Source organism: Lachnoanaerobaculum sp. OBRC5-5, from assembly GCF_000296385.1.
Taxonomy (GTDB): Bacteria; Bacillota; Clostridia; order Lachnospirales; family Lachnospiraceae; genus Lachnoanaerobaculum.
Genome location: NZ_JH815185.1, coordinates 390142 through 415123 on the forward strand (window position 1 = coordinate 390142; position 24982 = coordinate 415123).

Annotated in this window: 23 protein-coding genes; 22 read left to right on the plus strand and 1 reads right to left on the minus strand. The window is 36.4% G+C overall.

Annotated elements, in window-relative coordinates:
- Positions 1 to 50: 50 nt before the first annotated feature.
- The 19 genes from HMPREF1135_RS01830 (at position 51) to HMPREF1135_RS01920 (ending at position 16164) form a co-directional block, all read left to right on the plus strand.
- Complete coding sequence (locus HMPREF1135_RS01830; protein WP_007591357.1) at positions 51 to 731, plus strand: hypothetical protein; 681 nt, start codon at positions 51 to 53, stop codon at positions 729 to 731.
- A gap of 191 nt (positions 732 to 922) precedes the next feature.
- Entirely contained in the window at positions 923 to 1594 is a 672-nt protein-coding gene (locus HMPREF1135_RS01835) for a hypothetical protein (protein WP_007591361.1), read from the plus strand.
- A 52-nt stretch (positions 1595 to 1646) separates the two neighbouring features.
- Positions 1647 to 2309 (plus strand): hypothetical protein, encoded by a 663-nt coding sequence (locus HMPREF1135_RS01840; RefSeq protein ID WP_007591363.1) that lies wholly within the window; start codon positions 1647 to 1649, stop codon positions 2307 to 2309.
- A 161-nt stretch (positions 2310 to 2470) separates the two neighbouring features.
- A complete protein-coding gene (locus HMPREF1135_RS01845) occupies positions 2471 to 2995 on the plus strand; it encodes a hypothetical protein (protein WP_034243291.1) in 525 nt (174 codons plus the stop codon).
- 115 nt (positions 2996 to 3110) lie between these two features.
- The gene (locus tag HMPREF1135_RS01850; RefSeq protein WP_007591368.1) at positions 3111 to 3953 is read left to right on the plus strand and encodes a DegV family protein; all 843 of its coding nucleotides are present in this window, start codon (positions 3111 to 3113) and stop codon (positions 3951 to 3953) included.
- A gap of 129 nt (positions 3954 to 4082) precedes the next feature.
- Positions 4083 to 5369: a galactokinase gene (locus HMPREF1135_RS01855; protein ID WP_007591370.1), complete on the plus strand. Its 1287-nt coding sequence runs from the start codon at positions 4083 to 4085 to the stop codon at positions 5367 to 5369.
- A 10-nt stretch (positions 5370 to 5379) separates the two neighbouring features.
- The gene (locus HMPREF1135_RS01860; RefSeq protein ID WP_007591372.1) at positions 5380 to 5775 is read left to right on the plus strand and encodes a hypothetical protein; all 396 of its coding nucleotides are present in this window, start codon (positions 5380 to 5382) and stop codon (positions 5773 to 5775) included.
- Between the two features lie 21 nt (positions 5776 to 5796).
- On the plus strand, positions 5797 to 6249 hold the full coding sequence (gene nrdR / locus HMPREF1135_RS01865) for a transcriptional regulator NrdR (RefSeq protein WP_007591373.1): 453 nt from the start codon (positions 5797 to 5799) through the stop codon (positions 6247 to 6249).
- Positions 6246 to 6767, plus strand: a complete 522-nt coding sequence (locus tag HMPREF1135_RS01870) for a YqeG family HAD IIIA-type phosphatase (RefSeq protein ID WP_007591374.1) — start codon at positions 6246 to 6248, stop codon at positions 6765 to 6767. Before nrdR ends, HMPREF1135_RS01870 begins: the two co-directional genes overlap by 4 nt.
- Complete coding sequence (gene aroE, locus HMPREF1135_RS01875) at positions 6760 to 7629, plus strand: shikimate dehydrogenase (RefSeq protein WP_007591375.1); 870 nt, start codon at positions 6760 to 6762, stop codon at positions 7627 to 7629. The genes HMPREF1135_RS01870 and aroE overlap by 8 nt, the downstream gene beginning before the upstream one ends.
- Positions 7626 to 8063, plus strand: coding sequence for a type II 3-dehydroquinate dehydratase (gene aroQ, locus HMPREF1135_RS01880; protein WP_007591376.1), 438 nt, complete (start codon positions 7626 to 7628; stop codon positions 8061 to 8063). Before aroE ends, aroQ begins: the two co-directional genes overlap by 4 nt.
- A 65-nt stretch (positions 8064 to 8128) precedes the next feature.
- Positions 8129 to 8689 carry an elongation factor P gene (gene efp, locus HMPREF1135_RS01885; protein WP_007591379.1) on the plus strand — a complete coding sequence of 187 codons (561 nt, stop codon included), beginning with the start codon at positions 8129 to 8131 and terminating at the stop codon, positions 8687 to 8689.
- A gap of 94 nt (positions 8690 to 8783) precedes the next feature.
- Complete coding sequence (gene argS / locus HMPREF1135_RS01890) at positions 8784 to 10553, plus strand: arginine--tRNA ligase (protein WP_007591381.1); 1770 nt, start codon at positions 8784 to 8786, stop codon at positions 10551 to 10553.
- A gap of 470 nt (positions 10554 to 11023) precedes the next feature.
- Positions 11024 to 12370: an electron transport complex subunit RsxC gene (gene rsxC / locus HMPREF1135_RS01895; protein ID WP_007591382.1), complete on the plus strand. Its 1347-nt coding sequence runs from the start codon at positions 11024 to 11026 to the stop codon at positions 12368 to 12370.
- Positions 12370 to 13329 carry an RnfABCDGE type electron transport complex subunit D gene (locus HMPREF1135_RS01900; RefSeq protein ID WP_007591384.1) on the plus strand — a complete coding sequence of 320 codons (960 nt, stop codon included), beginning with the start codon at positions 12370 to 12372 and terminating at the stop codon, positions 13327 to 13329. The genes rsxC and HMPREF1135_RS01900 overlap by 1 nt, the downstream gene beginning before the upstream one ends.
- Positions 13326 to 13937 (plus strand): RnfABCDGE type electron transport complex subunit G, encoded by a 612-nt coding sequence (locus HMPREF1135_RS01905; RefSeq protein ID WP_007591385.1) that lies wholly within the window; start codon positions 13326 to 13328, stop codon positions 13935 to 13937. The genes HMPREF1135_RS01900 and HMPREF1135_RS01905 overlap by 4 nt, the downstream gene beginning before the upstream one ends.
- 9 nt (positions 13938 to 13946) lie before the next feature.
- Positions 13947 to 14762, plus strand: a complete 816-nt coding sequence (gene rsxE / locus HMPREF1135_RS01910) for an electron transport complex subunit RsxE (protein ID WP_007591386.1) — start codon at positions 13947 to 13949, stop codon at positions 14760 to 14762.
- Entirely contained in the window at positions 14762 to 15337 is a 576-nt protein-coding gene (gene rsxA / locus HMPREF1135_RS01915) for an electron transport complex subunit RsxA (protein WP_007591387.1), read from the plus strand. Before rsxE ends, rsxA begins: the two co-directional genes overlap by 1 nt.
- An 11-nt stretch (positions 15338 to 15348) precedes the next feature.
- Positions 15349 to 16164, plus strand: coding sequence for an RnfABCDGE type electron transport complex subunit B (locus HMPREF1135_RS01920; protein WP_007591388.1), 816 nt, complete (start codon positions 15349 to 15351; stop codon positions 16162 to 16164).
- A gap of 615 nt (positions 16165 to 16779) precedes the next feature.
- On the opposite strand, the gene HMPREF1135_RS01925 is transcribed toward HMPREF1135_RS01920, so the two are convergent.
- The gene (locus tag HMPREF1135_RS01925) at positions 16780 to 18168 is read right to left on the minus strand and encodes an ISNCY family transposase (protein ID WP_007591389.1); all 1389 of its coding nucleotides are present in this window, start codon (positions 18166 to 18168) and stop codon (positions 16780 to 16782) included.
- A 445-nt stretch (positions 18169 to 18613) separates the two neighbouring features.
- On the opposite strand from HMPREF1135_RS01925, the gene ileS reads away from it, so the two are divergent.
- Genes ileS through HMPREF1135_RS01940 form a run of 3 tightly spaced genes read left to right on the plus strand, consistent with a single transcriptional unit; the run spans position 18614 to position 24979 of the window.
- Positions 18614 to 21727 carry an isoleucine--tRNA ligase gene (gene ileS / locus HMPREF1135_RS01930; protein ID WP_007591390.1) on the plus strand — a complete coding sequence of 1038 codons (3114 nt, stop codon included), beginning with the start codon at positions 18614 to 18616 and terminating at the stop codon, positions 21725 to 21727.
- 11 nt (positions 21728 to 21738) lie between these two features.
- Positions 21739 to 24195, plus strand: a complete 2457-nt coding sequence (locus HMPREF1135_RS01935) for a glycogen/starch/alpha-glucan phosphorylase (protein ID WP_007591391.1) — start codon at positions 21739 to 21741, stop codon at positions 24193 to 24195.
- Positions 24185 to 24979 (plus strand): HAD family hydrolase, encoded by a 795-nt coding sequence (locus HMPREF1135_RS01940; RefSeq protein WP_007591392.1) that lies wholly within the window; start codon positions 24185 to 24187, stop codon positions 24977 to 24979. Before HMPREF1135_RS01935 ends, HMPREF1135_RS01940 begins: the two co-directional genes overlap by 11 nt.
- Positions 24980 to 24982: the final 3 nt, after the last annotated feature.

The window sequence follows — 24982 nt, forward strand, 5'->3', positions numbered from 1 at the left end:
ATATATGAAGCATTAGGTAAGAAAAAAAGGGGCTTTGGGGGCATCGACAAATGAGAATAAAAATGAGTAGTGAGGCAAAAAGAAAATTAAGAAATATAATATGTATATATTTATTTTTTATTTTTACAGGCATTTTGATATTGGGAGTGCAGAAATTAAAAGCATATATTGAACAAGTAAGATTTGAGAGATGGCAAAAGGCTTATAATTTTAGGACTGAAGGTTTTTTGCGTTATAGACTTTCAAAATTTGCGTATGCAAAATTAGAGTTTACAAATTATAAAGGCGAAGTATTTATAATAGAAGATGACAATGATATGAAAAGTATAGATACAGAGGCGGAAGAATATATTGCCGAGAAAACGGATAAATTTGGCAGTTATCGTTTTATAGAAGGAGAATACACACAGGAAAGAATAAATAACTTTAATGATAATATGAAACATATAAGGTTATGGGATTATTCTGAAGAAGAATACAAGAAAATAACTGAAACTGAAAGAATAACAGAATTCACTGATGTGAAAAATATAAATGAATTATGGGAATATTTAAGTCATGAAAAGGTTGAAGGTATATCTAATATGGGAGCATTAGATACGATAGGATATGATGGTACGGAACAACCAACAAAAATAATATATGATTATGGAAATGGAGAAGAGAAGATTTTAGCAAAGAAAGATGTTATTGGAATATTAGAGTTGTTTAAAGATAACTCTTTGAGGTAGATAATATTATTGGTATGGAAGCATTACACTAAAAGACTTGTTTATATTTGACAGCAGTACAAGGTAGTTTAGATAAGTGTTATGTATAGCAAGTGATAGTAATATCTTTACTGTAAAGTGCCGGATAAGTTTGGAAAACTTTCTAAGTATACATGATTTAGATTTAAATTTTAAACAAAGAGGAGCTGTTGATGGGAGTACATAAAAATAGAAGACTTACTATATTTATTTTATTATTTTCTTTAGTTATATTAGCCATTTTCATATTGTTATATTTTGAGTACAGTGCTGAAAAGAGAGAAGAAAGAGCTATGAGATATTACTATGAAATAATTCCGGTAATTAAATTATCACATATTTTAGGGACAGACATTGAATGCAATGATGAGAAAGGAAATAAATGGATTATAAAAGCCGGTGGAAATATGGAGAACATTGTATATGAATACACATTAGATTATATACATGGGAAAATTAGTTCTTTGGTTAGATATAGGATTATTGAAAATAAGAATACAAACATATATATTAAAAACTTTAATTCTAATATGAGAAACATACGAATTTCCGGAATAGATGGTGTAGGAAATACAATATATCCTAAAACAATATCGGAGGGTGAAAGGTTGGATAGTTTTACAGAGTGTAAAAATCTGAAGGATCTGATTGAATATATGAAGAAAATAAATAAAGATGGAGGATATTATATTGACGAACTGGATACTATAGGATTGGACGGTTCAAGCTTTGAAGGAAAAATTACATATGATACAGGGAAAGGCTATGAAAAGGTAATAACAGAATATGGGTCAATTACCTTGAATCAATTATTTAAAAATGATTATAGTACAGATGATTATTAATTTTTTATATTGAAGTAGCAGAAAAAGAAATAGATTTAAGAGGGATATTGTAATGGGGAGCAAATTAAAGTTTAGGTGGGTTTTATGCTTCATAATATTTTCCTTAGTATTATTGATATATGGGAATCATTTATTTAAGGAAAGAGCTAAAAAAATGGCAGACATGAGAAGAGCAGAGGCAGTCGATTTTATGGATGATGGCTGGAAGAAATACAGAATGATGCAGTTTGCAGGTGCAAATATGGAGTATACCGATAGTAAAGGAAATATCAGAGTAATAGAAACAGAGCCTGTGCTTCTAGATGTATTTGATGAAGCAATAAAACCATATATTTTAGGTAAGACACCTTCCCTCGGCTCTTTTCGGATAACTGAGGGTAAAAGAACATCAGAATTTATACAAACCTTTAATGATAATATGAAACATGTAAAGATATGGGGTGCACATAAGAACAGGTATATATCAATTGCTGAAAATGAGGGATTGGAAGAGTTTAAAAATATAAATAGTTTTGAAGAACTGTGGGAATATATGAATAAGCGAAATGATGAAGGAGTTGTATATATAAATGAACTTGACATAATTGGGTATGATAGAACAGGTCAATCCGGAAAGTTTATATATGATTATGGGAATGGAGAAAGTAAAGAAATATCAGAGAGTGCAATTAGCTTATTTGAATTATTTAAAGACAAGTATAAAGATTGGTCATAAAGAGAAGCTTATGGTTAGAATAAAGAGTAGATTAAAGTTTAGGTGGATTTCTTGACTTATTTTCCTTAGTAATCTTCTTGCAAAAGCACATAAAGGGATAAAGTTTTTGGAATACGATGAATTTGAAAAAATATGGAATTAATAAAAGGATAGAGATCGATATGAAGAGTAATATTAAATTTCCGGGGTTATTTTTAGTATTATGTATATTAATAACAGGATGTATGGACTCCTCATTTAACAAAAAAATAAATATTAATAATATAGAAAGTGATATAAATGGATTTTATAAAAAATTCTCAACTGATTATTTAAATGAAGAGATTACAGTTGTTAATAAAGACATAATAGGCTGGGATGGGGAAGTAGTAAAATATATAGATGCAAATAATAAAGTGTCAAGATGTACTGTAATAATTTACGGAGAAGATGAAAAATCAACTTCAGAATATTATTTTATAGATGGTTATACATATGTAACAATATTAAAGGAATACTATGCATATCCTATATATTATTCATATAACAGACCGATAGATATAATGTACAGAACATTTGATGAGGTAGTTATTTATGATAGCATGATTTATAAGCTTGTAAATGGAGAATTTATCAAAAAAAATATAGAAGATATAAAAATGCCTTATACATCATTACAGGAGATAAATGAAGCGATAGGTGAGTGAGATGAGAAAAGTATCAATAACTTCATAATCAGTATGTCAGTATACTTGACTTATAATAAGTATATTACTATAATGGATGTAGTTTTAAAAACTACATTAAACGGAGTTGAAAAATATGACATATAGATTAATTGGGGATAGTTGTACGGATTTGGATGAGAATCTAAAAAAAGATGATAATATAAAAATTGTTCCGCTTACACTTGAAATCGGAGATTATCAGGTTATAGATGACGAAAAGTTTGATCAAAAAGACTTTATAAAGAGAATGGCCGAATCGAAAATAGGACCAAAAAGTGCCTGCCCGTCACCGGATGCTTTTAAAGAGGCTTTGGAATGTGATACGGATATGGCATTTATCGTTACTCTTTCAGAGCATCTTAGCGGAAGTTATCAGAGTGCCGAGATCGGAAAGAAACTTTACGAAGAGGACTATGAAAAAAAGGATATTTTAGTGCTTTCGTCAAGGTCGGCATCTGCAGGGCAGTATAGACTTATGCTTGAGCTTGATAAATTATGTAAAGAAGGTCTTGGCTTTGAAGAGATTTCAAAGAGAATAATTAAGCTTAGAGATGAGATGAAGACATATTTTGTTTTGGAGTCTCTTGATACACTTAGAAAGAACGGAAGGCTTTCGGCGGTGAGTGCATTTATAGCATCAGCTTTAAATATCAAGCCTATTATGGGTGCCGTAGACGGTGTGATAGTAAAGAAAGACCAGCAAAGGGGCATGCAGAAAGCACTGGCGAAAATGGTAGAACTTGCTATATCTGAAGCGGGAGAAAATGCATCCGAAAAGATTGTATGTATTACTCATATAAATAATGAAGAAAGAGGCGAGAATGTAGCTAAGCTTTTCCGTGACAGCAATAAATTTAAGGATGTTAAGGTTGTAAACGGTGCAGGAGTTGCCACTTTGTACGCAGGTGACGGCGGAATAGTTCTTGCAATCGGATAGATCAAAAATAAACTGAAGTACACAATAATAAATTGTGTACTTTTTTTGGATTTATGATAAACTTACTTTAGAATGTATAGATATTAGAATTGTATTTATGCTTTAATTAAAATATTAAGCGAGGGGTATATGAATTTACTTGAGGCAAGGGATATATTGGAGACAAGAGGTCAAAAGTTATTAGAGGAGCTTTACGGAAAATTCGGAGTTGACGATAATTTAAAGAGATATGAAGCTGTTTTAAAGGGTTTCTTAAAGGAATTTGGAGAAAAGGATGTTAAACTGTTTTCATCTCCGGGAAGAACAGAGATTTCAGGAAACCATACGGACCATAACAACGGTAAGGTACTTGGAGGAAGCATAAATCTTGACTGTGTTGCGGTTGCCGCAAAAAACGACTCGGACTTTGTTAATATAATAAGTGAGTCGTTTTCACAGAAGTTTAGAGTAAATATAAAGGATATTGAGCCGGGAACAGATAAGATAGGTACAATAGAACTTTTGAAGGGAATACTGGCAGGATTTGAACAAAGGGGTGCGAGTATAGGCGGTTTCGATGCCTATATTACAAGCAATGTAATTTCAAGTGCCGGGGTAAGCTCTTCGGCCGCATTTGAAACTTTGATCTGCCAGATAATAAATACTTTATTTAATGAAGGAAAGCTTTCAAAAACAGATTACGCATATATCGGAAAATATGCCGAGAACAACTATTGGGATAAGGCAAGCGGACTGCTTGATCAGATGTGTTGTGCCTATGGAGGGCTTATAAGCATAGATTTTGCAAATCCTGATTCACCGAAGGTTGAAGAGATGAATTTTGACTTTGCAGGGGCAAAGCATGATCTTATAATTGTACAGACGGGAAGAGGACATGCGGATCTTTCAGCCGACTATTCTTCCATACCTGCGGAGATGAAAAAGGTGGCTGAGTTTTTCGGAAAGTCTACATTATCTGAAGTAAATGAAGATGAATTTTATAATAATCTTTCAAAAATAAGAGATTTTGCAGGTGACAGAGCCGTACTTAGAAGTATTCATTTCTTTGATGAGAATAAGAGAGTTGACAATGAAATAAAAGCATTAAAGAGCAATGATTTTGATTCTTTCTTAAAGAATATAACAGAAAGCGGAAATTCATCATGGAAATATCTTCAAAACGTATATACAAATGCCGCACCGAATGAACAGGGGATTACAGTGGCACTGGCTTTATCCGAGAGATTCCTTAAAGAAAAGAATGTGGGGGCAACCAGGGTTCACGGTGGAGGATTTGCAGGAGTTATTATGGCGATGGTTCCTGAAAATTACAGTGATGAGTATGTTTCATATATGGATAAATTCCTTGGAAAAGGGTCAAGTTATAAGATGAAAATCAGACCTTACGGGTCTATATGTTTGGATGAAATGATTTAAAGGAGGATAAATGAACGAAGAACAATATTCGGTAGCATGTCTTATTGTCGGAATACTGAGCTGTGTATTATGTTGCATGTGTTTCGGGCTTCCGCTTGGAATAGTTGGTATAGTACTTTTTGTTTTGTCCACAAGAAACGGACATGGAATAGATGCAAAGGCAGGTATAGGACTTGCTTTATCTATTCTGGGCTTTATACTTTCAATTGTTATGGTATTTATAATAATAATAGGATGGTTATCCTCAGATGATAGCGGTTACAGCAGCTATCGTGATAACAGCAATCCGTTTGAATCTTTTATTGAAGAGTATGGCGACTCATTGGATTATGATGACATTGATGACTATCAGAATCTTCCATACTATTTTGATGAAAATGAAGATGCAAAAATAAATGAATTATAATTATGGATAAGGAATAAACTTATGAAATGCCCTTTTTGCCAGGCGCAGGATACAAAGGTTATTGATTCTCGTCCTGCGGATGACAATTCTTCAATAAGAAGAAGAAGGCAGTGTGAGAGCTGCAATAAGAGATTTACCACATATGAAAAACTTGAGACTATTCCTCTTATGGTAATTAAAAAGGATGACAGCAGAGAAAACTTTGACAGGTCAAAGATAGAGTATGGCATCATCCAAAGTTGTCATAAGAGACCGGTCTCCACTGTTGTAATAAGAAAAACGGTGGATGATATAGAAAACCAAATCTATTCTATGGAAGTCAGTGAGATACCTACCAGAAAGATAGGTGAGCTTGTGATGGAAAAATTAAAGGAACTGGACGAGGTTGCATATGTAAGATTTGCATCTGTATACAGGGAGTTTAAGGATGTAAATACTTTTGTAGATGAGATATCAAAGCTTTTAAAGAAATGATTTTTATGAATAAACTTTTTCCGGATTTACACAAGAAAGATATATATGAGATAGACTATAGGGGGCTTTATAATAAGGGATTCAGAGCTGTTCTTTTTGATATAGACAATACCTTGACCACTCATGGAACAAAGGCTGACAGGTCAAATATTGAGTTTTTTAAATCTCTCAGAGAAATAGGATTTAAGACCTGTCTTATTTCAAATAATAAAGAAAAAAGAGTTTCGCCGTTTGCAAAGGCGGTCGGATCGCCTTATATATATAAGGCTGACAAACCTTCAAAAAAGGGCTATATAAAGGCGATAAATACTTTGAATGTAAAAAAAGAACAGACTTTTTTTGTTGGAGATCAGATTTTTACGGATATATGGGGGGCGAATAATGCAGGAATATACGCTGTTTTAGTGGATCCTATAAGTCCTAAGGAAGAGATACAGATAGTCTTAAAAAGATTCTTTGAAAGAATTGTACTTTTCTTTTATAAAATTAAGATAGATAAGGTGAAAAAGAATGATTAGTGCTGATACAAAAGTTTACGGTATCATAGGAAATCCCGTTTCACACAGCCTTTCTCCGATTTTACAAAATACTTTGGCTAAAGAAATGAATATAGATATGAGCTATTCGGCATTTCATGTGACTGAAAATATCAAAGAGGCCATAAAAGGCGCTTTTGCATTGGATATTAAAGGTTTTAATGTAACTATTCCATATAAAAAGGACATGCTTGATATAGTTAGCGATATTGATGACAGGGCTAAAAAAATAGGTGCAATAAATACTCTTATAAAGACTGAAAACGGTTATAAGGGATACAATACGGATATTATCGGGCTTGGAATGAGCCTTTATAATAATAGTCTTAGTATAAAGGGTAAGGACATAATTATTTTGGGTGCGGGAGGTGCCGCAAAGGCTGTACTTTATCTGGCAATAGAAGAGGGCGTAAAATCAATTACTCTTGTAAACAGAAATATTTCAAAGGCAAAGGAACTGAAGGCGGAGGTCGGTATTAAAGATATTTCCGTTATTTCTTTGGATGATTTGAAGTCAAATATAAATCTTTTGGATAAGGATAATTATTTTGTATTTCAGACCACGAATGTAGGTATGCATCCGAATGTTGAAGATTGTATAATAGAAGAAGAGGCATTTTATGAAAAATGCAACTCGGGTATCGATCTTATCTATACGCCTTTTGAGACTTCATTTATTAAGAAGATGAAATCAAAAGGAAAGATTTGTATAAACGGTCTGGATATGCTTATTCTTCAAGGCGTTGCAAGCTTTGAGATATGGAATAATATTAAAGTGAAAAAAGATACTATAGAAAAAGTAAAAGTATTGTTGACAGAGAAACTTAGAGAGAGAATGCAATGAAAATTTTGGTGATAAACGGTGTGAATATGAATTTCCTCGGAATAAGAAATAAGGAAGTTTATGGAAACAAGGACTACAGCTATCTTTTGGAAATGATTGATAAAAAGGCAAAAGAGCTTGGCGTGGATGTGGAATGCTTTCAGAGTAATCACGAGGGTGCCATAGTGGATAAGCTTCAGGAGGCATATTTTGAAAAGCCGGCAGGAATAGTCATAAATCCGGCAGCATTTACACATACAAGTGTAGCTATAAGAGATGCCCTTGAGAGTCTTGATTGTATTAAGGTAGAGGTACATATATCAAATATTTCAGACAGAGAAGAGTTCAGACATAAGTCACTTACGCAGCCTGTATGTACAGGACAGATAGCAGGACTCGGGTTAAGCGGATATACTCTTGCAATGGAGTACATAATAGAGCAAACTAAGTCTTGATTTGACATCAAAATTGTTATAAAATAGTTCAAGTATCGCATGAAAGTTTTTAGGAGGAAATATTAATGGTTTCAGCAGGTGATTTTAAAAATGGTTTGACATTGGAGATTGAGGAAGGACAGGTTTTTCAGATTCTTGAATTCCAGCATGTTAAGCCGGGAAAGGGAGCTGCATTCGTTCGTACAAAAATTAGGAATGTAATTACAGGTAGCGTTGTTGAAAGAACTTTCCGACCTACTGAGAAATTCCCACAGGCAAGAATAGACAGAGCTGATATGCAGTATTTATATGCAGACGGAGATATGTTCAACTTTATGAATGTTGAGACATATGATCAGATCGCACTTAATGCAGACAAGGTTGGAGATGCACTTAAGTTTGTAAAAGAGAATGAGATGGTTAAGATATGTTCATTCAACGGTAATGTATTCTCTGTAGAGCCACCTTTATTTGTAGAGTTGGAAGTTACAGATACAGAGCCGGGATTTGCAGGAAATACAGCACAGGGTGCTACAAAGCCGGCAACAGTGGAGACAGGTGCAGTTGTTTATGTTCCATTGTTTGTAAATCTTGGTGATAAGATTAAGATTGATACAAGAACAGGTGAGTATTTATCAAGAGTTTAAAATTTTCAATGTTTGACGGTCATCTTGACCGTCTTTTTTGTAGTTGAGTTGCACAGTATAGTGCATAAAAATAAATTATACAGACTGGAGATATATGAAGACAATTATTGAATTGATTTCAGATGAGCTTAAGTGCGCATTTGCAAAATTGTCATATGATGAAAAGTACGGAAAGGCCAATATTTCAAACAGACCTGACCTATGTGAGTATCAATGCAACGGCGCAATGGCGGCAGCTAAGGAATATAAGAAAAAACCTATTGATATAGCAAATGAGGTTGTTGAAATCCTAAAAGAAAGTGAGAGCTTTGAAAAAATCGAAGCTATTATGCCCGGATTTATCAATATAAATATAAGCAATACTTTTATAGAGAAATATGTGAGAGACATGTCAAACTCACAGAAGTATGGCATAGAGCTTGATAATCCTGCAAAGAAAATAATAATCGATTACGGCGGTGCAAATGTTGCAAAGCCTCTTCATATCGGACATTTACGTTCTGCGATCATCGGAGAGAGTTTAAAAAGAATGGGAAGATTCTTCGGTAATGAGGTGATTGCGGATGTGCACCTTGGTGACTGGGGTCTTCAGATGGGGCTTATAATAGAAGAGCTTAGAGAGAGAAAACCTGAGCTTGTTTATTTTAAGGAAAACTATGACGGAGAGTACCCAAAGGAAGCGCCTTTCAGTTTAAATGATTTGGAAGAAATATATCCTGCAGCTTCAAAAAAGTCAAAGGTTGATGAGAGTTTTAAGCAAAGAGCACAGGAAGCCACTTTGGAACTTCAAAAAGGTTACAGGCCGTACAGAGAGATTTGGAAGCATATAATTAACGTATCCGTGGAGGACTTAAAGAAAAACTACAGCTCACTTTTGGTAGACTTTGATCTCTGGAAGGGTGAGTCCGATGCCGATCCTTATATACCGGATTTGATTAAAGATTTGGAAGACAGAAAAATTGCAAGAGTTTCTGAAGGTGCCTTGGTAGTGGATATAGCTATGGAAGGCGATAAGAAGGAATTGCCTCCTTGTATAATAAGAAAATCTGACGGTGCGGCACTTTATGCCACATCGGATCTCGGTACTTTGGTAGAAAGAGAAAAGCTTTATTCACCTGATGAATATATCTACATTGCGGATAAGAGACAGGAACTTCACTATACACAGTTTTTCAGAGTATCAAGAATTGCAGGAATAGTTCCTCCAAATCATGAACTTAAATATATTGGATTCGGTACAATAAACGGTAAAGACGGAAAGCCTTTAAAGACCAGAGACGGCGGCGTGGTTCGTCTTGAGACTGTTATTAAGGATATTGAGGATGCCGTATTTGCAAAGATAAAGGAATCAAGAGATGTATCCGATGAGGAAGCAAGAAATACTGCAAAGATTGTAGGACTTGCGGCTATTAAATATGGTGATTTAAGCAATCAGGCTGCAAAGGATTATATATTTGATATTGACAGATTTATATCATTTGAGGGAAATACAGGACCTTATATTCTGTATACAATAGTAAGAATAAAGTCTATACTTGAAAAATACTATGAGAGCAGCTCACAAAAGGTGAGTTTGAGTGATTTAACAGTTCCTGTAGAAGATATACATAAAAAGCTTTATATGGAATTGTCACAGTTTAATGAAGTTATGAAATCTGCATGGAATGAACTTGCACCACATAAAATATGTCAGTATATTTATGCGGTTTCAAATACATTCAACTCATTCTATCATGAAATAAAGATACTTTCTGAAGCTGATGAGAAAAAGAAAAAAGGATACCTTGCAACAATTCTTCTTACAAAAGAATTGTTGGAGTCCGCTATAAATTTGCTTGGAATAGAAGCACCGGATAAAATGTAACATTTGCTCCTACCGAATTCTGAATTTGGTGGGAGTTTTTTTGTTTGGCAAAAAAATATTTTTGCTATATTATTTTTATTTAGATTGAATTTTTCTGTATAAAATTATAGACTGGAGGTAACATATTAATGCAGAGATAGAGAGAATTTTATTAATAAATATTTGTAAAAAATCCTTGCTTTCTGTATCACAAAAGAATGTATACAAAAAAATACAATATAAATTCTTGAAAATCGTCTGTAACTTTGTACAAATATGGTATAATAAAAGAAAATAAGGGTGGAAAAATGCTTCAAACGGCAGTATACCGAAAGACTAAGAATTGCTTTGGTTTCTTGGTTTATTTGTGCGTCAGGAGATTATGTATCGCTTTAAAATAATCTGAAAATTGACAATTGATTTGACTTGTTTTACACAAATTACTGCCTGATTTCTTACATTTGTTTACCCGGATAGAAGAGGAGAAAAATATGGGATTAGCTACATTTATTGGTGGTGTACATCCATATGAGGGCAAGGAACTCTCAATGGAACATCCGATAACGGTACTACAACCAAATGGAGTTGAAATGGTGTTCCCGTTAAGCCAACATATCGGTGCACCTGCAAAACCCTTGGTGGCTGTCGGAGATGAAGTGCTGGTCGGACAAATCATCGCAGAGGCGGGGGGATTCATATCAGCCAATGTGGTAAGCTCGGTGTCCGGAAAAGTGAAAAAGATCGAACCCAGAAGAGTGGCAAACGGTTCAATGGTGAATTCTATTATCATTGAGAATGATAAGGAATATCGTGCCGTAGAAGGTTTTGGAGAAAAAAGAGATTATACAAAACTTTCTAAAGATGATATCAGAAAAATAGTGAAAGACGCAGGTATTGTCGGACTCGGAGGAGCTGCTTTCCCGACACATGTGAAGCTTTCACCAAAGAACGAAAATGAGATTGATTATATCATTGTAAACGGTGCGGAATGTGAGCCTTATCTTACAAGTGATTACAGACTTATGATGGAAGAACCTGAAAAGCTGGTGGAAGGCTTAAAGATTATACTCGAGCTTTTCCCGAATGCAAAAGGTATTATAGGTATTGAAAATAACAAACCTGAAGCTATTGCGAAAATTAAAAAACTTGTACAAAGCGAATCAAAAATAGAGGTTGTGGAGCTGTATACAAAGTATCCTCAGGGTGGTGAGCGTTCGCTGATTTTTGCTTGCACAGGAAGAAAGTTAAACTCAAGTCTTTTGCCTGCAGATGTAGGCTGTATTGTTGACAATACGGATACGGTCATTTCAATATATAATGCGGTAGCCGAGTCTACACCTCTTATCAGAAGGATTGTAACTATAACAGGTGATGCCGTTACTACTCCGCAAAACTTTAAAGTAAGAACGGGAACCAATTATCAGGAACTTATTGAAGCGGCAGGCGGTTTCAAGACTGAGCCTAAAAAGGTGCTTTCAGGCGGACCTATGATGGGACAGGCTTTGTTTACTCTTGATATTCCTGTTACCAAGTCATCATCTTCAATTACAACTTTTGTGGAAGATGAAGTTGAGGAAAATCCTGAAACACCATGTATCAAATGCGGAAGATGTATTGATGTGTGTCCAAGTTTTCTTGTACCTGTTCTTATGATGGATAAGGCGTTGAAGGATGACACTGAAGGATTCGAAAAGTTAAACGGTATGGAATGTGTTGAATGTGGCTCATGTGCTTATGTATGTCCTGCAAAGAGACCACTTACTCAAGGATTTAAATATATGCGTCAGGCTGTTGCAGCAAAGAGAAGAGCTGAAGCGGCAAAGAAGGAGGGGAAATAATGGCAGGCAAATTTAATGTTTCATCATCTCCTCATGTAAGGGATAATTCATCCACAGCAAATATCATGAAGGATGTTTGTATTGCAATGATACCTACTTTGGCATTCGGTTGCTTTCAGTTCGGTTTATCTGCGCTTATAGTGGTTATATGTACAGTTCTTGCATGTGTACTTGCTGAATATTTATACGAAAAAGTAATGAATAAGCCTGTAACTATCGGAGATTTTTCTGCTGTGGTTACCGGACTTATATTGGCTCTTAATATGCCGCCTCAGATTCCTGTTTGGATGCCTATACTCGGCGGTGTATTTGCAATAATTGTTGTAAAACAGCTTTACGGCGGACTTGGTCAGAACTTTATGAATCCGGCTTTGGCTGCAAGATGCTTTATGCTTATATCATTTGCCGGAAGTATGACAAATTTCAGCTCTGTGGCTATGAACTATGATTCATCATCTACACCTACGCCTCTTGCTTTCTTAAAGGCAAAGGGAATTGCAGATGCACTTGAGCAGTATGATCTTGTAAATATTTTCCTCGGTAGGATACCGGGAACAATAGGAGAGGTTTCAACTATTGCTTTACTTATCGGTGCAATTTATCTTGTGGTAAGAAAGGTTATTTCTCTTAGAATACCGCTTATATATATTGCTACAGTGGCTGTATTTGTATTCTTATTCGGTGATCACAATCCTACAACTGTTTTATACCATGTGCTCAGCGGCGGTCTTATATTCGGTGCGTTCTTTATGGCAACAGATTATGTAAGCAGTCCTGTTACAAAAATGGGACAGGTGTATTTTGCAATATTTATCGGTATACTTACAGGTTTATTCAGATTATTCGGCGGCAATGCTGAGGGAGTTTCCTATGCTATCATTATTGGTAATGTAGTGGCTCCGCTTATAGAGAAGGCAACATTGCCGAAGGCATTTGGAAGGGAGGCAAAGAAGGCATGAAAAAACAATCAGGATTTGTAAAAGATGCGATTATTTTATTTGCTATAACCCTTATTTCAGGCCTTGTATTGGGATTTGTATACGATATAACTAAGGCTCCTATAGCGGCTGCGGCAAAGGCGGCAAAGAATGAGGCTTATGCTGTTGTTTTCCCGGAGGCTAAGGATTTTGAGGAGAATGAAGCCGATACGGCAAAGATAGCGGAGACTGCAGACGAAATTGCAGGTAAGGGCTTCGGGCATTCAAATATTGATGAAGTTGTTACCGCAAAGGATGGGTCCGGAAATAATATAGGCAGAGTTATAACATCAACATCAAAAGACGGATATAACGGTACGGTACAAATATCCGTAGGTATAAAGTCTGACGGTACTGTGGTCGGAATAACATTCCTTACACTTGAAGAGACACCGGGTCTTGGTATGAGAGCGGCGGAAGCGTCTTTCTACGGTCAGTATGCAAATAAAAATACAAAAGAATTCAAGCTTGTAAAGGGTGCTGCAGGTGCAGATGATGAGATATCGGCTATAAGCGGATCTACCATCACAAGTACAGCTGTTACCAATGCTGTCAATGCAGCGCTTTACTTTAATTCAATATTGGAATAAGGAGGAAATATGAACAAGAGTTTAGAGCGTTTATATAACGGTATATTCAGAGAAAATCCTACCTTTGTTCTGATGTTAGGTATGTGTCCTACACTTGCGGTTACAACATCTGTAGTAAATGCTATAGGTATGGGACTTTCTACTACAGCCGTTTTGATGTTTTCAAATTTAATTATTTCTGCAATGAGAAATATAATACCTGACAGAGTGAGAATCCCTGCATTTATAGTTATCGTTGCATCTTTGGTTACGGTGGTACAGCTTTTGATGCAGGGCTACACACCTGAACTTTATAAATCACTTGGTATTTATATACCGCTTATAGTTGTTAACTGTATTATTCTTGGTAGAGCGGAGAGTTATGCTTCAAAGAATCCTGCAATTCCGTCTTTCTTTGACGGAATTGGAATGGGAATCGGATTTACGCTTTCACTTTCCTGCATAGCTTTTGTAAGAGAGCTTATCGGTGCCGGAACTATATTTAAAGGACTTATTGCTTTACCTAACAACAATCAGATAATACCTACCGATTTTACTATTTCAATACTTGTACTTGCTCCGGGTGCATTCTTTGTACTTGCACTTTTGTCGGCTTTACAAAATTACTTTAAGGCTCCAAGTGCTACAAATACAGGTATGTCATCTGATATAGCTTGTGGCGGAAACTGTTCGGCATGCTTTGGTGAAAGTAAGGCACACAATCACAATGCTATTGATAAGGATATAGAAGAAAAGGAACTTGAGGCAAAGAGAAAGAAAGAAGAGGCTCTTGCTAAGGCAAAGGCTGAGAAGGAAAATGCAGCTAATGCAGGGGAGGGTAAATAATGACTCAACTGATTTTACTTTTGATTAGTGCGGCACTGGTAAACAATGTAGTGCTTAGCAGATTTTTGGGACTTTGTCCTTTCCTCGGTGTATCAAAAAAGACTGAAACTTCTGTAGGTATGGGTGCTGCGGTTATATTCGTTATCACTCTTTCAAGTATGGCGGCCAGCCTTATTTATACACATATTTTGATTCCGCTTAAACTTGAGTATTTGCAGACTATTGTATTTATTCTTGTTATAGCGGCTTTGGTACAGTTTGTTGAGATGGTATTAAAGAAAAATATGCCTTCACTTTATGAGGCTCTGGGTGTATACCTTCCTCTTATTACAACCAACTGTGCTGTTTTGGGTGTTGCTCTTGACAATGTTGCAAAGGAATACAATTTTGCACAAAGCCTTGTATACGGAGTGGGTACTGCAAGCGGATTTGCTTTGGCTATAGTATTGCTTTCAGGTGTCAGAGAGAAAATTGAAAATAATGATATACCTCATGTAGTATCAGGTATGCCTATTGTACTTATAACAGCAGGTCTTATGGCAATTGCCTTTACCGGATTCTCAGGACTTATTTAGGAGGAAAGAATATGAATGGAGTAATTATTGCGGCGGCAGTAGTTGGTGTAGTCGGTATTCTTATTGGTCTCCTACTTGGAGTTGCCAGTGAGAAGTTTAAAGTGGAAGTGGATGAAAAAGAAATAGCTGTAAGAGATGCATTACCCGGAAACAACTGCGGTGGTTGCGGATATCCGGGTTGTGACGGTCTTGCAAAGGCTATTGCGGCAGGTGAAGCACCTGTAAATAAATGTCCTGTAGGTGGAGCGCCTGTAGCTGAAATTATCGGTGAGATAATGGGAGTAAGTGCAGGTGAGGCCATAAAGCAGGTTGCATTTGTAAAATGTAAGGGAACTTGTGATAAAACAAAACAAAACTTTACATATTTCGGTATCACAGATTGTAATTCAGCTATGAATGTTCCCGGACAGGGTGGTAAAGCCTGTAGCTACGGATGTATGGGATTCGGATCATGTGTAAGAGCTTGTGAGTTTGATTCTATACATATAGTAGACGGCATTGCATTGGTGGACAGAGAGACATGTGTAGCATGTGGAAAATGTGTTGATGCCTGTCCTAAGAAACTTATAGACTTGGTACCTTATGAGACATTTACTTTTGTACAGTGTAATTCACAGGATAAGGGTAAAGCTGTCAAAGAGGTATGTGAGGTTGGTTGTATTGCATGTACCATGTGTGTAAAGGCTTGTGAGGATGATGCAATCCATATGAACGGAAATGTTGCACTCATAGATTATTCAAAATGTATAAACTGTGGAAAATGTGCGGCAAAGTGCCCAACTAAGGTTATACAAGTTGTTGACGGAAAAATAGCAATGACTGCATAATATTGATTTAAAAAGGGGAGTTTAGATATCTAAGCTTCTCTTTTTTATTAGAAGAATAGAAGTATGAAAAATGTTTCAATACTTTCGTATAAAACTTATAAGTATAAAACTTTATTTAGTATTTCAGACACAAAAAAACCACCTTGGGAATAGGTGGTTTTAACATTTTTAGGGGGGCCGGACAGTTAAACTGTCCGGTATGAGTATGAAAAAGCTTTGTAGTTCCAGTAATTCTGAAACCTGCACTAGCCATCGCTAATGCTCTTATAATATAAAAAATAATTGTGTATATATTATGGAAAAAATATAAAAAAAATATAAAGAAAGAAAATAATAAATAAAAAACAAAGCTTATGTATTTATAAAAAATTTAGGTTACAAAAACACGGATTTTAGACAAAAATTTCTGTTTATTATTCAGAAAAAATGGAATAGGGGCTATAACAAATATGCATACCGGAGTTTTAGAAAGGTCTTAGAAATGAATTAGACATACATTGATATATAGATTATGATAGGAAAGTATTAGGGGGATTTAAGCCTTTGTGCCATGTCAAGCATAAATGATTATGTCCCAAAATAATTAATTTATAAGCCCCCACAAAGGGGCTTTTATTATGCGCTTTTTAAGTCGTCTTCAATTCTGTGTGGCTGTGAATGTGCAAATTTATTAAAGGCCTCTAATCTCCAAGGATGGTTCATTGGAGGAATATAAGGCTTTCTAGGTTTAGGTTGTTTGTAGTCAGCGTCCAAGTCCTTAGATTTGTGTTCATGAGCCGGTATTTCTTCCAGTGCATAAATATCCTTGTCATTTACGCACGCAAACATAGACCTATCAAATGCCTTGATAAGCATAACCTTGGTACCTTTTCGATAATGGATTTGCACTCCCTTATGATCTATCATCTTATAAAATTTCTTTTTAAATTGAATCGCATGTCCGGCATCAACAGTTCTCTCAGTCAAAACCGCTAAAGTAAGATTTATTTTTTCTTTAGACGGTTGCGTTTCAAAGACAGATTTGATACCATGAAGTGGAAGTGAGAACTTCTCATTGAATTCCTTTATGTAGGAGTGAAGGAATTCATTGGCATTATTGATGTCGGTTACGCCTGCGAGTCTAAACTCAATAGGCAGGCGTGACTGTAAGGTTTGATTCAATCGTTCTATGCGTCCTTTAGCCTGTGGTACGCTGCTTGATTCAAGTTGTGTACCAAGTTGCTTGCAGGCGTAAGCGAACTGTGTATAGGTGTCATTGTCGTCAGATAAGGCACCTTTTTTCTTGTAAGTAAATACAGTACGTTTATCGGTAAGAAACTTATAGGGGATACCATAATCAGTAAGAATCTGTTCAAACACATGGTAGTAGCCGTTAAGGGTCTCCTGAGTATCAAACCATGCACCGGTAACAGCACCTGAGGCATCATCAATGGCTAAATGTAGATGCCATATCTGTCCCGGTACCCATTCATAAGGGGTTGCATCCATCTGAAGCAATTCACCGAAATAAGCACATCTTGGACGACGACTGTGAGCATCTTCAACTGCTACTAAGTTAGCCTGTATCTGTGATAATTCCTTTTTTGACGTTGCAGCTTCCTTCTTGGCTCTTAGTGTTTGCCTAATGCGTCTACGTTTGGCTTTTGTAGCCTTTGGAGATAGAATGTACTCAGACTCCAAAATACTCATTACAGAGGAAGAAGAGATGCTTATGCCCTCATGCTTTTTTAGAAGCTCTGTATAGTGTTCAAAGTTAGCCTCGTAGTATTTAGTTCTGTATAGATCAAGAACCTGACTTCTGATATCAGGGTGGATGGTGGTAGCCGGCTTCTTACCTCTGTTACCATGAATAAAGAATGCTTTACCATCTTTAATATAGCCTTGTATCATACGGTTTATATGCCTCTTGGTGCATCCTAGGATAAGAGCAGCTCTATCCTTATTAGCTGTATCTGGGTGATCTACCAGACCTTTAATAACCTCGTACTTTCTTTGTTCATCCATTGATAAAATAGCCTTTCTGATAAGTCATGTCCCTCCTAGTGTTAGAATATACAAAATAGTATTCTACCATAAGTGGGACATTTTTATTTGTGGTATAATGGGACTTTATCATATATGGCTTATATATTAGGGGGATTTAAGCCTTTGTGCCATTGACATAATATCTACAAATGATTATAATATTAACCGGTTATAAAATAAAAACAAAGACGGAGAGAGTAATCCTTGGCAGAAGTTTCAGCGAGTCGGTGACGGTGTAAGACCGATACGGAGCGATGGATGAAAATCACTCCCGAGTTGCAATCTGAATTAAGAGTAGGATATGCCGGTTTCCCCGTTATAGGAACACATATGATAGTATGTTGTAAAGGTGGTATATAAGTTTTGGCTTGTCCTGTTACAGGGCAGGCTTTTTTTATAATCATCTTACAAGGAAAGGATTTTTATGTATAAGAAAGTGCCTACAGACCTTAAATTTGTAGAGAGAGAAAGAGAAGTTGAAAAGTTTTGGCGTGAAAACCATATTTTTGAGAAGAGTATCGAAGACAGAAAAGATGCTCCTACATATATGTTCTATGACGGACCGCCGACAGCAAACGGAAAGCCGCATATCGGTCATGCCTTAACCAGAGTTATCAAGGATATGATTCCAAGATACAGAACTATGAAGGGCTATAAGGTTCCAAGAAAAGCAGGTTGGGATACCCACGGACTTCCGGTAGAGATAGAAGTTGAAAAAGAACTTGGAATTAACGGAAAAGAGCAGATAGAAAACTACGGTGTTGCACCTTTTATAGAGAAGTGTAAAGAGTCGGTTTGGAAATATAAGGGCATGTGGGAGGAATTCTCAGATGTTATAGGTTTCTGGGCTGATATGAATGATCCATATGTTACATATCATGACTCATATATAGAGTCTGAGTGGTGGGCTCTAAAGCAGATTTGGGATAAGGGACTCCTTTATAAGGGATTTAAAGTAGTGCCGTACTGTCCAAGGTGTGGAACACCGCTTTCCAGCCATGAGGTAGCTCAGGGGTATAAGGATGTAAAAGAAAGATCGGCAATAGTCAGATTCAAGAAAAAGGATGAGGATGTTTACTTCCTGGCTTGGACTACAACACCTTGGACTTTACCAAGTAATGTGGCTCTTTGTGTAAATCCGGACGAAGATTATGTTAAGGTAAAACATGGTGATTATACCTATATTCTTGCAAGTGCATTGGTTGAAACTGTTTTAAAAGAAGACTATACTGTACTTGAGACTTATAAGGGTAAGGAGCTTGAAGGCATTGAGTATGAGCCGCTTTGGGGCGGACTTAATGTAAAGGGTAAAGCATGGTTTGTAGTATGTGACAGCTATGTAACTCTTACAGACGGTACAGGTATAGTACATATCGCACCTGCATTCGGTGAGGACGACTCAAGAATAGGTAGAAACTATGATCTTCCTTTTGTTCAGCTTGTAGATGCACAGGGTAATCTCACTAAGGAAACAAAGTGGGAAGGCGTATTCGTAAAGGATGCCGATAAACTGGTATTAAAAGATCTTGAAGAGAACGGAAAACTCTTTGATGCACCTGTATTTGAGCACAGCTACCCACACTGCTGGAGATGTAATACACCTCTTATTTACTATGCAAGAGAGTCTTGGTATATCAAGATGACTGCGGTTAAAGAAGACATAATAAGAAATAATAATACAATTAACTGGATCCCTGAGAGTATCGGAAAGGGAAGATTTGGTGACTGGCTTGAGAATATTCAGGACTGGGCAGTATCAAGAAACAGATATTGGGGTACACCTCTTAACGTATGGATTTGTGAATGTGGACATATGCACAGTATCGGAAGTATTGAAGAGTTAAAGTCAATGTCAAAAAATTGTCCTGAGAATATAGAACTTCACAGACCTTATATTGACGCTGTGACAATCACCTGTCCTGAGTGCGGTAAGGAAATGAAAAGAACTCCTGAAGTGCTTGATGCATGGTTTGATTCAGGTTCTATGCCTTTTGCACAGCATCATTATCCTTTTGAAAATCATGAGAAGTTTGAGGCGCAGTTCCCGGCCGACTTTATTTCAGAGGCTGTAGACCAGACAAGAGGTTGGTTCTATTCACTTCTTGCCATATCTACACTTATATTTAATAAGGCTCCGTACAAGAATGTTATTGTTATGGGACATGTACAGGATGAAGACGGTCAAAAGATGAGTAAGTCAAAGGGAAATGCCGTAGATCCTATGGATGCACTTAACAAGTTCGGTGCAGATGCTATCAGATGGTATTTCTATGTGAATTCGGCACCATGGCTTCCAAACAGATTTCATGACAAGGCTGTTGAGGAAGGACAGAGAAAGTTCCTGGGTACTCTTTGGAATACTTATGCATTTTATGTACTTTATGCGGATATCGACAGCTTTGATCCTACAAAGTACAGCTTGGAGTATGACAAACTTAGCGTAATGGATAAGTGGCTTTTATCAAAGCTTAATACATTGGTAAAGACTGTTGATGACTATTTAAATAACTATAAGATAACAGAGACTGCAAGAGCACTACAGAGCTTTACAGATGATATGAGTAACTGGTATGTAAGAAGATGTAGAGAGAGATTCTGGGCAAAGGGAATGGAGCAGGATAAGATAAATGCCTATATGACACTTTACACAGCTCTTATAACTCTTTCAAAGATAGCTGCACCTATGATACCTTTTATGACAGAGGAAATATATCAAAATCTTGTAAGAAGCGTAGATAAGAATGCTCCTGAAAGTATCCACTTAACAGACTTCCCGGCTGTCAATGAAGATTTTATCGACAAGGACCTTGAGGTAAGCATGGACGAGGTACTTGATATAGTAGTACTTGGTAGAGCTGCAAGAAACTCGGCTAATATAAAGAACCGTCAGCCTATCGGAAATATGTATGTTAAGGCTGAGACTGTACTTGATCCGTTCTATGTAGAGATTATAGAGGATGAGTTAAATGTCAAGGCTGTAGAGTTTAAGGATGATGTTGAAGAATTTGTTAGCTACTCATTTAAGCCACAGTTAAAGACAGTAGGTCCTAAGTACGGTAAACTCTTAGGTAAGATAAAAGAGGCACTTGCTTCACTTGACGGACATGCGGCTATGAAGTCTTTGAATGAAACCGGAAGTGTAGACTTTGATTTTGACGGTGAAAAGGTAAGCCTTGGAAGAGAAGATTTGCTTATCGAAACTGCAAAGAATGATGACTTTGTAACTGAGGCAGACAATAAGACTACAGTTGTACTTGATATAAGACTTGATGAAGCACTTATTGAAGAAGGTTTTGTAAGAGAGCTTATTTCAAAAATTCAGACAATGAGAAAGGAAGCGGGATTTGAGGTAGTTGATCATATCGTGCTTTCACAGACAGGAAATGAGAGAATTGCTGAAATAATAAAGAAAAATGAAGCAGTAATCAAGAACGACACATTGGCAGATGAGATAGTATATAACAATGTAGAGGGATACACTAAGGATTGGAACTTGAACGGAGAAAATACATCCCTTGGAGTAAGTAAGAAAGGTTAGATATACTTACGATGATGAACGCTAAGGAATTAAAAAAAGCTATAGAGGATAATGTAAAGGTATTATACAGAAAAACTATAGATGAGGCGAGTAAAGAGCAGGTTTTCTATGCTCTTTCCTACGCCATAAAAGATACCATTATAGATGAGTGGATAGCTACACATAAGGCTTATGACGCTCAGGATGCAAAAATTCTATACTATCTGTCAATGGAGTTTTTGATAGGCAGGGCCCTCGGCAATAATATAATAAATCTCGGTGCAAGAAAAGAAGTTGCCCAAGTTTTAGATGAGCTTGGTTTTGATCTGACAGATATAGAAGATCAGGAGAGCGATCCGGCACTTGGAAACGGCGGTCTTGGAAGACTTGCCGCATGCTTCCTTGATTCTCTTGCAACTCTTAATTACCCTGCATACGGTTGCGGCATTAGATACCGCTACGGTATGTTTAAGCAAAAAATAGAAAACGGATATCAAAAGGAAGTTCCGGATAACTGGATCAAAAACGGATATCCTTTTGAAATAAAGAGAAGTGAATATTCTTATATAGTAAAATTCGGTGGAAATGTAAGAGTTGAAAATGTAGACGGTAAGGAGAAGTTTATACAGGAGAACTACGGTTCTGTAAGAGCTATTCCTTATGATATGCCTGTACTTGGATATGAGAACGGAATGGTAAACACACTTCGTATCTGGGATGCCGAGGCTATTACAAACTTCAGCCTTGAGCAGTTTGATAAGGGAGATTATCAAAAGGCGCTTGAGCAGGAGAATCTTGCAAAGACATTGGTAGAGGTACTTTATCCGAATGATAATCACTATGCAGGTAAGGAACTTAGGTTAAAGCAGCAGTATTTCTTTATCTCAGCCAGCCTTCAAAGAGCACTTGACAAGTTTAAAGAAAATCACAGCGATATACATGATTTGCCGAAGAAAGTGGTATTCCAGTTAAATGATACTCACCCTACAGTAGCAATACCTGAGCTTATGAGACTTCTTTTGGATGAGGAAGGATTAAGCTGGGATGGGGCATGGAAGATTACTACAGAGTGTATGGCATATACAAACCATACAATAATGGCGGAAGCACTTGAAAAGTGGCCTATAGACTTGTTTAAATCACTGCTTCCAAGAGTTTATCAAATAGTAGATGAGATAAACAGAAGATTTGTAGAGCAGATAAGAGCAAGATATCCGCACAACTTTGCAGAAAAAGAAAAGAACATGGCAATACTTTATAACGGACAGGTAAGAATGGCTTATATGGCTATTGTAGCAGGATTTTCCGTAAACGGTGTTGCAAGACTTCATACAGAAATCTTAAAAAATCAGGAGTTGAAAGACTTCTACGAGATGATGCCTGATAAGTTTAACAATAAGACTAACGGTATTACTCAAAGAAGATTCCTTGCTCATGCAAATCCGCTCTTGACAGATTGGATTACAAAGAAGCTTGGAAGCGATAAGTTTATTACTGATTTACCGCTTTTGGCAGGTCTTAAGGACTATTTGGATGATGAAACAGCTTTGGCTGAGTTTATGGAGATAAAGTATCAAAATAAATTAAGACTTGTGAAGTATATTAAGGAACATAACGGGGTAGATATAAATCCGGATTCTATCTTTGATGTACAGGTAAAGAGATTACATGAGTATAAGCGTCAGCTTTTAAATATTTTACATGTAATGTATCTTTATAATAAGCTTAAAAATGATGATAACTTCGATATGTATCCGAGAACCTTTATATTCGGTGCCAAGGCGGCGGCAGGATACAGACGAGCAAAGCAGACAATTAAGCTTATAAACTCCGTTGCTGATGTTATTAATAATGACAAGAGTATAAATGATAAGATAAAGGTTGTATTCATAGAGGATTACAAAGTATCAAATGCCGAGATAATTTTTGCCGCAGCTGATGTCAGTGAACAGATTTCTACTGCAAGTAAAGAGGCTTCAGGTACCGGAAATATGAAGTTTATGCTCAACGGTGCACCTACTATAGGAACTATGGACGGTGCAAATGTCGAGATAGTTGAAGAAGTAGGTCAGGAGAATGCATTTATCTTCGGTCTTTCTTCAGATGAAGTTATTGCATATGAGAAGAATCATGAATATGATCCGATGGTTATTTTTAACAGTGACAGTGAGATCAGAACTGTACTTATGCAGCTTGTAAACGGATTCTATTCTCCAAATAATACTGAGGAGTTTAGAGAAATCTATGATTCACTCTTAAAGAATAGCGGTCATGACAGAGCTGATACATATTTTATATTGAAGGATTTCAGAAGTTATGCCAAGGCTCATGAAGAAGTTGATAAGGCTTACAGAGATAGGAAGAGATGGGCAAAGATGGCACTTACACAGACTGCAAATGTAGGTAAGTTCTCATCCGACAGAACCATTGAAGAATATGTAAGAGATATTTGGCATTTGAGTAAATTAAGGTTGGATAATGCAAAATAAAAAGATTTTCAGTTTTGATATTGATATGACATTGCTTAATCATGAAGATTATAAGATAACCCCTTCAGCTCTTTTGGCTATAGAAAAGCTAAGAGAGCAGGGGCATATCATAGTCCTTGCTACAGGTAGAAATCCTGAAAACAGCGACAGTAAGCAATTCGTTGATATAGTAAAGCCTGATGCTGTAATAGGTCTTAACGGTACATTGGTAAAGGTGGGAGAAGAAAAAATCTTTGAACATTTCTTTGATAAGGATGTTTTAAGAGGTCTGGCAAAGTATGTAGAGGGCAAGGAATGCTCTATTGGCCTTACCCTTGAAGATAAGGATTATTTTTTCAATCCGCATATAATTGATGCATATGATTTTAAAAGGTGGGGACAACATTTTAGAAAGTTTTATCCGGCTGAAGAATTATTTGACCTGCCCATAAGAACATTGACTTATATAGGACCGGTTGAAGGTGCAAAGGATATAGAAAAGAAATTTCCAACTTTGAAACTGCCGCTCTTTGCCGGAATGTTCGGAGCCGATGTTGTAGAAAAGGTTGCAAGCAAGGCGGAAGGACTAAAACGCCTATGTAATTACTTCGGTGTCGATTTAAAAGATACGGTTTCATTCGGAGATTCTATGAATGATAAGGAAATCTTGGAGGAATCGGGACTTGGTATAGCCATGGGCAATTCAATAGAGGAACTAAAACAATATGCGGACTATGTCACCGAAAATATAGCGGATGACGGAGTTTTTAATGCATTGGTAAAATTTGGCTTTATAAATGTTTAATAT

Bases quoted from the DNA above. Each gene is read 5' to 3' on its own strand.
- HMPREF1135_RS01830 (WP_007591357.1), top strand. From the start codon at position 51: ATGAGAATAAAAATGAGTAGTGAGGCAAAAAGAAAATTAAGAAATATA.
- HMPREF1135_RS01835 (WP_007591361.1), top strand. From the start codon at position 923: ATGGGAGTACATAAAAATAGAAGACTTACTATATTTATTTTATTATTT.
- HMPREF1135_RS01840 (WP_007591363.1), top strand. From the start codon at position 1,647: ATGGGGAGCAAATTAAAGTTTAGGTGGGTTTTATGCTTCATAATATTT.
- HMPREF1135_RS01845 (WP_034243291.1), top strand. From the start codon at position 2,471: ATGAAGAGTAATATTAAATTTCCGGGGTTATTTTTAGTATTATGTATA.
- HMPREF1135_RS01850 (WP_007591368.1), top strand. From the start codon at position 3,111: ATGACATATAGATTAATTGGGGATAGTTGTACGGATTTGGATGAGAAT.
- HMPREF1135_RS01855 (WP_007591370.1), top strand. From the start codon at position 4,083: ATGAATTTACTTGAGGCAAGGGATATATTGGAGACAAGAGGTCAAAAG.
- HMPREF1135_RS01860 (WP_007591372.1), top strand. From the start codon at position 5,380: ATGAACGAAGAACAATATTCGGTAGCATGTCTTATTGTCGGAATACTG.
- nrdR (WP_007591373.1), top strand. From the start codon at position 5,797: ATGAAATGCCCTTTTTGCCAGGCGCAGGATACAAAGGTTATTGATTCT.
- HMPREF1135_RS01870 (WP_007591374.1), top strand. From the start codon at position 6,246: ATGATTTTTATGAATAAACTTTTTCCGGATTTACACAAGAAAGATATA.
- aroE (WP_007591375.1), top strand. From the start codon at position 6,760: ATGATTAGTGCTGATACAAAAGTTTACGGTATCATAGGAAATCCCGTT.
- aroQ (WP_007591376.1), top strand. From the start codon at position 7,626: ATGAAAATTTTGGTGATAAACGGTGTGAATATGAATTTCCTCGGAATA.
- efp (WP_007591379.1), top strand. From the start codon at position 8,129: ATGGTTTCAGCAGGTGATTTTAAAAATGGTTTGACATTGGAGATTGAG.
- argS (WP_007591381.1), top strand. From the start codon at position 8,784: ATGAAGACAATTATTGAATTGATTTCAGATGAGCTTAAGTGCGCATTT.
- rsxC (WP_007591382.1), top strand. From the start codon at position 11,024: ATGGGATTAGCTACATTTATTGGTGGTGTACATCCATATGAGGGCAAG.
- HMPREF1135_RS01900 (WP_007591384.1), top strand. From the start codon at position 12,370: ATGGCAGGCAAATTTAATGTTTCATCATCTCCTCATGTAAGGGATAAT.
- HMPREF1135_RS01905 (WP_007591385.1), top strand. From the start codon at position 13,326: ATGAAAAAACAATCAGGATTTGTAAAAGATGCGATTATTTTATTTGCT.
- rsxE (WP_007591386.1), top strand. From the start codon at position 13,947: ATGAACAAGAGTTTAGAGCGTTTATATAACGGTATATTCAGAGAAAAT.
- rsxA (WP_007591387.1), top strand. From the start codon at position 14,762: ATGACTCAACTGATTTTACTTTTGATTAGTGCGGCACTGGTAAACAAT.
- HMPREF1135_RS01920 (WP_007591388.1), top strand. From the start codon at position 15,349: ATGAATGGAGTAATTATTGCGGCGGCAGTAGTTGGTGTAGTCGGTATT.
- HMPREF1135_RS01925 (WP_007591389.1), bottom strand. From the start codon at position 18,168: ATGGATGAACAAAGAAAGTACGAGGTTATTAAAGGTCTGGTAGATCAC.
- ileS (WP_007591390.1), top strand. From the start codon at position 18,614: ATGTATAAGAAAGTGCCTACAGACCTTAAATTTGTAGAGAGAGAAAGA.
- HMPREF1135_RS01935 (WP_007591391.1), top strand. From the start codon at position 21,739: ATGATGAACGCTAAGGAATTAAAAAAAGCTATAGAGGATAATGTAAAG.
- HMPREF1135_RS01940 (WP_007591392.1), top strand. From the start codon at position 24,185: ATGCAAAATAAAAAGATTTTCAGTTTTGATATTGATATGACATTGCTT.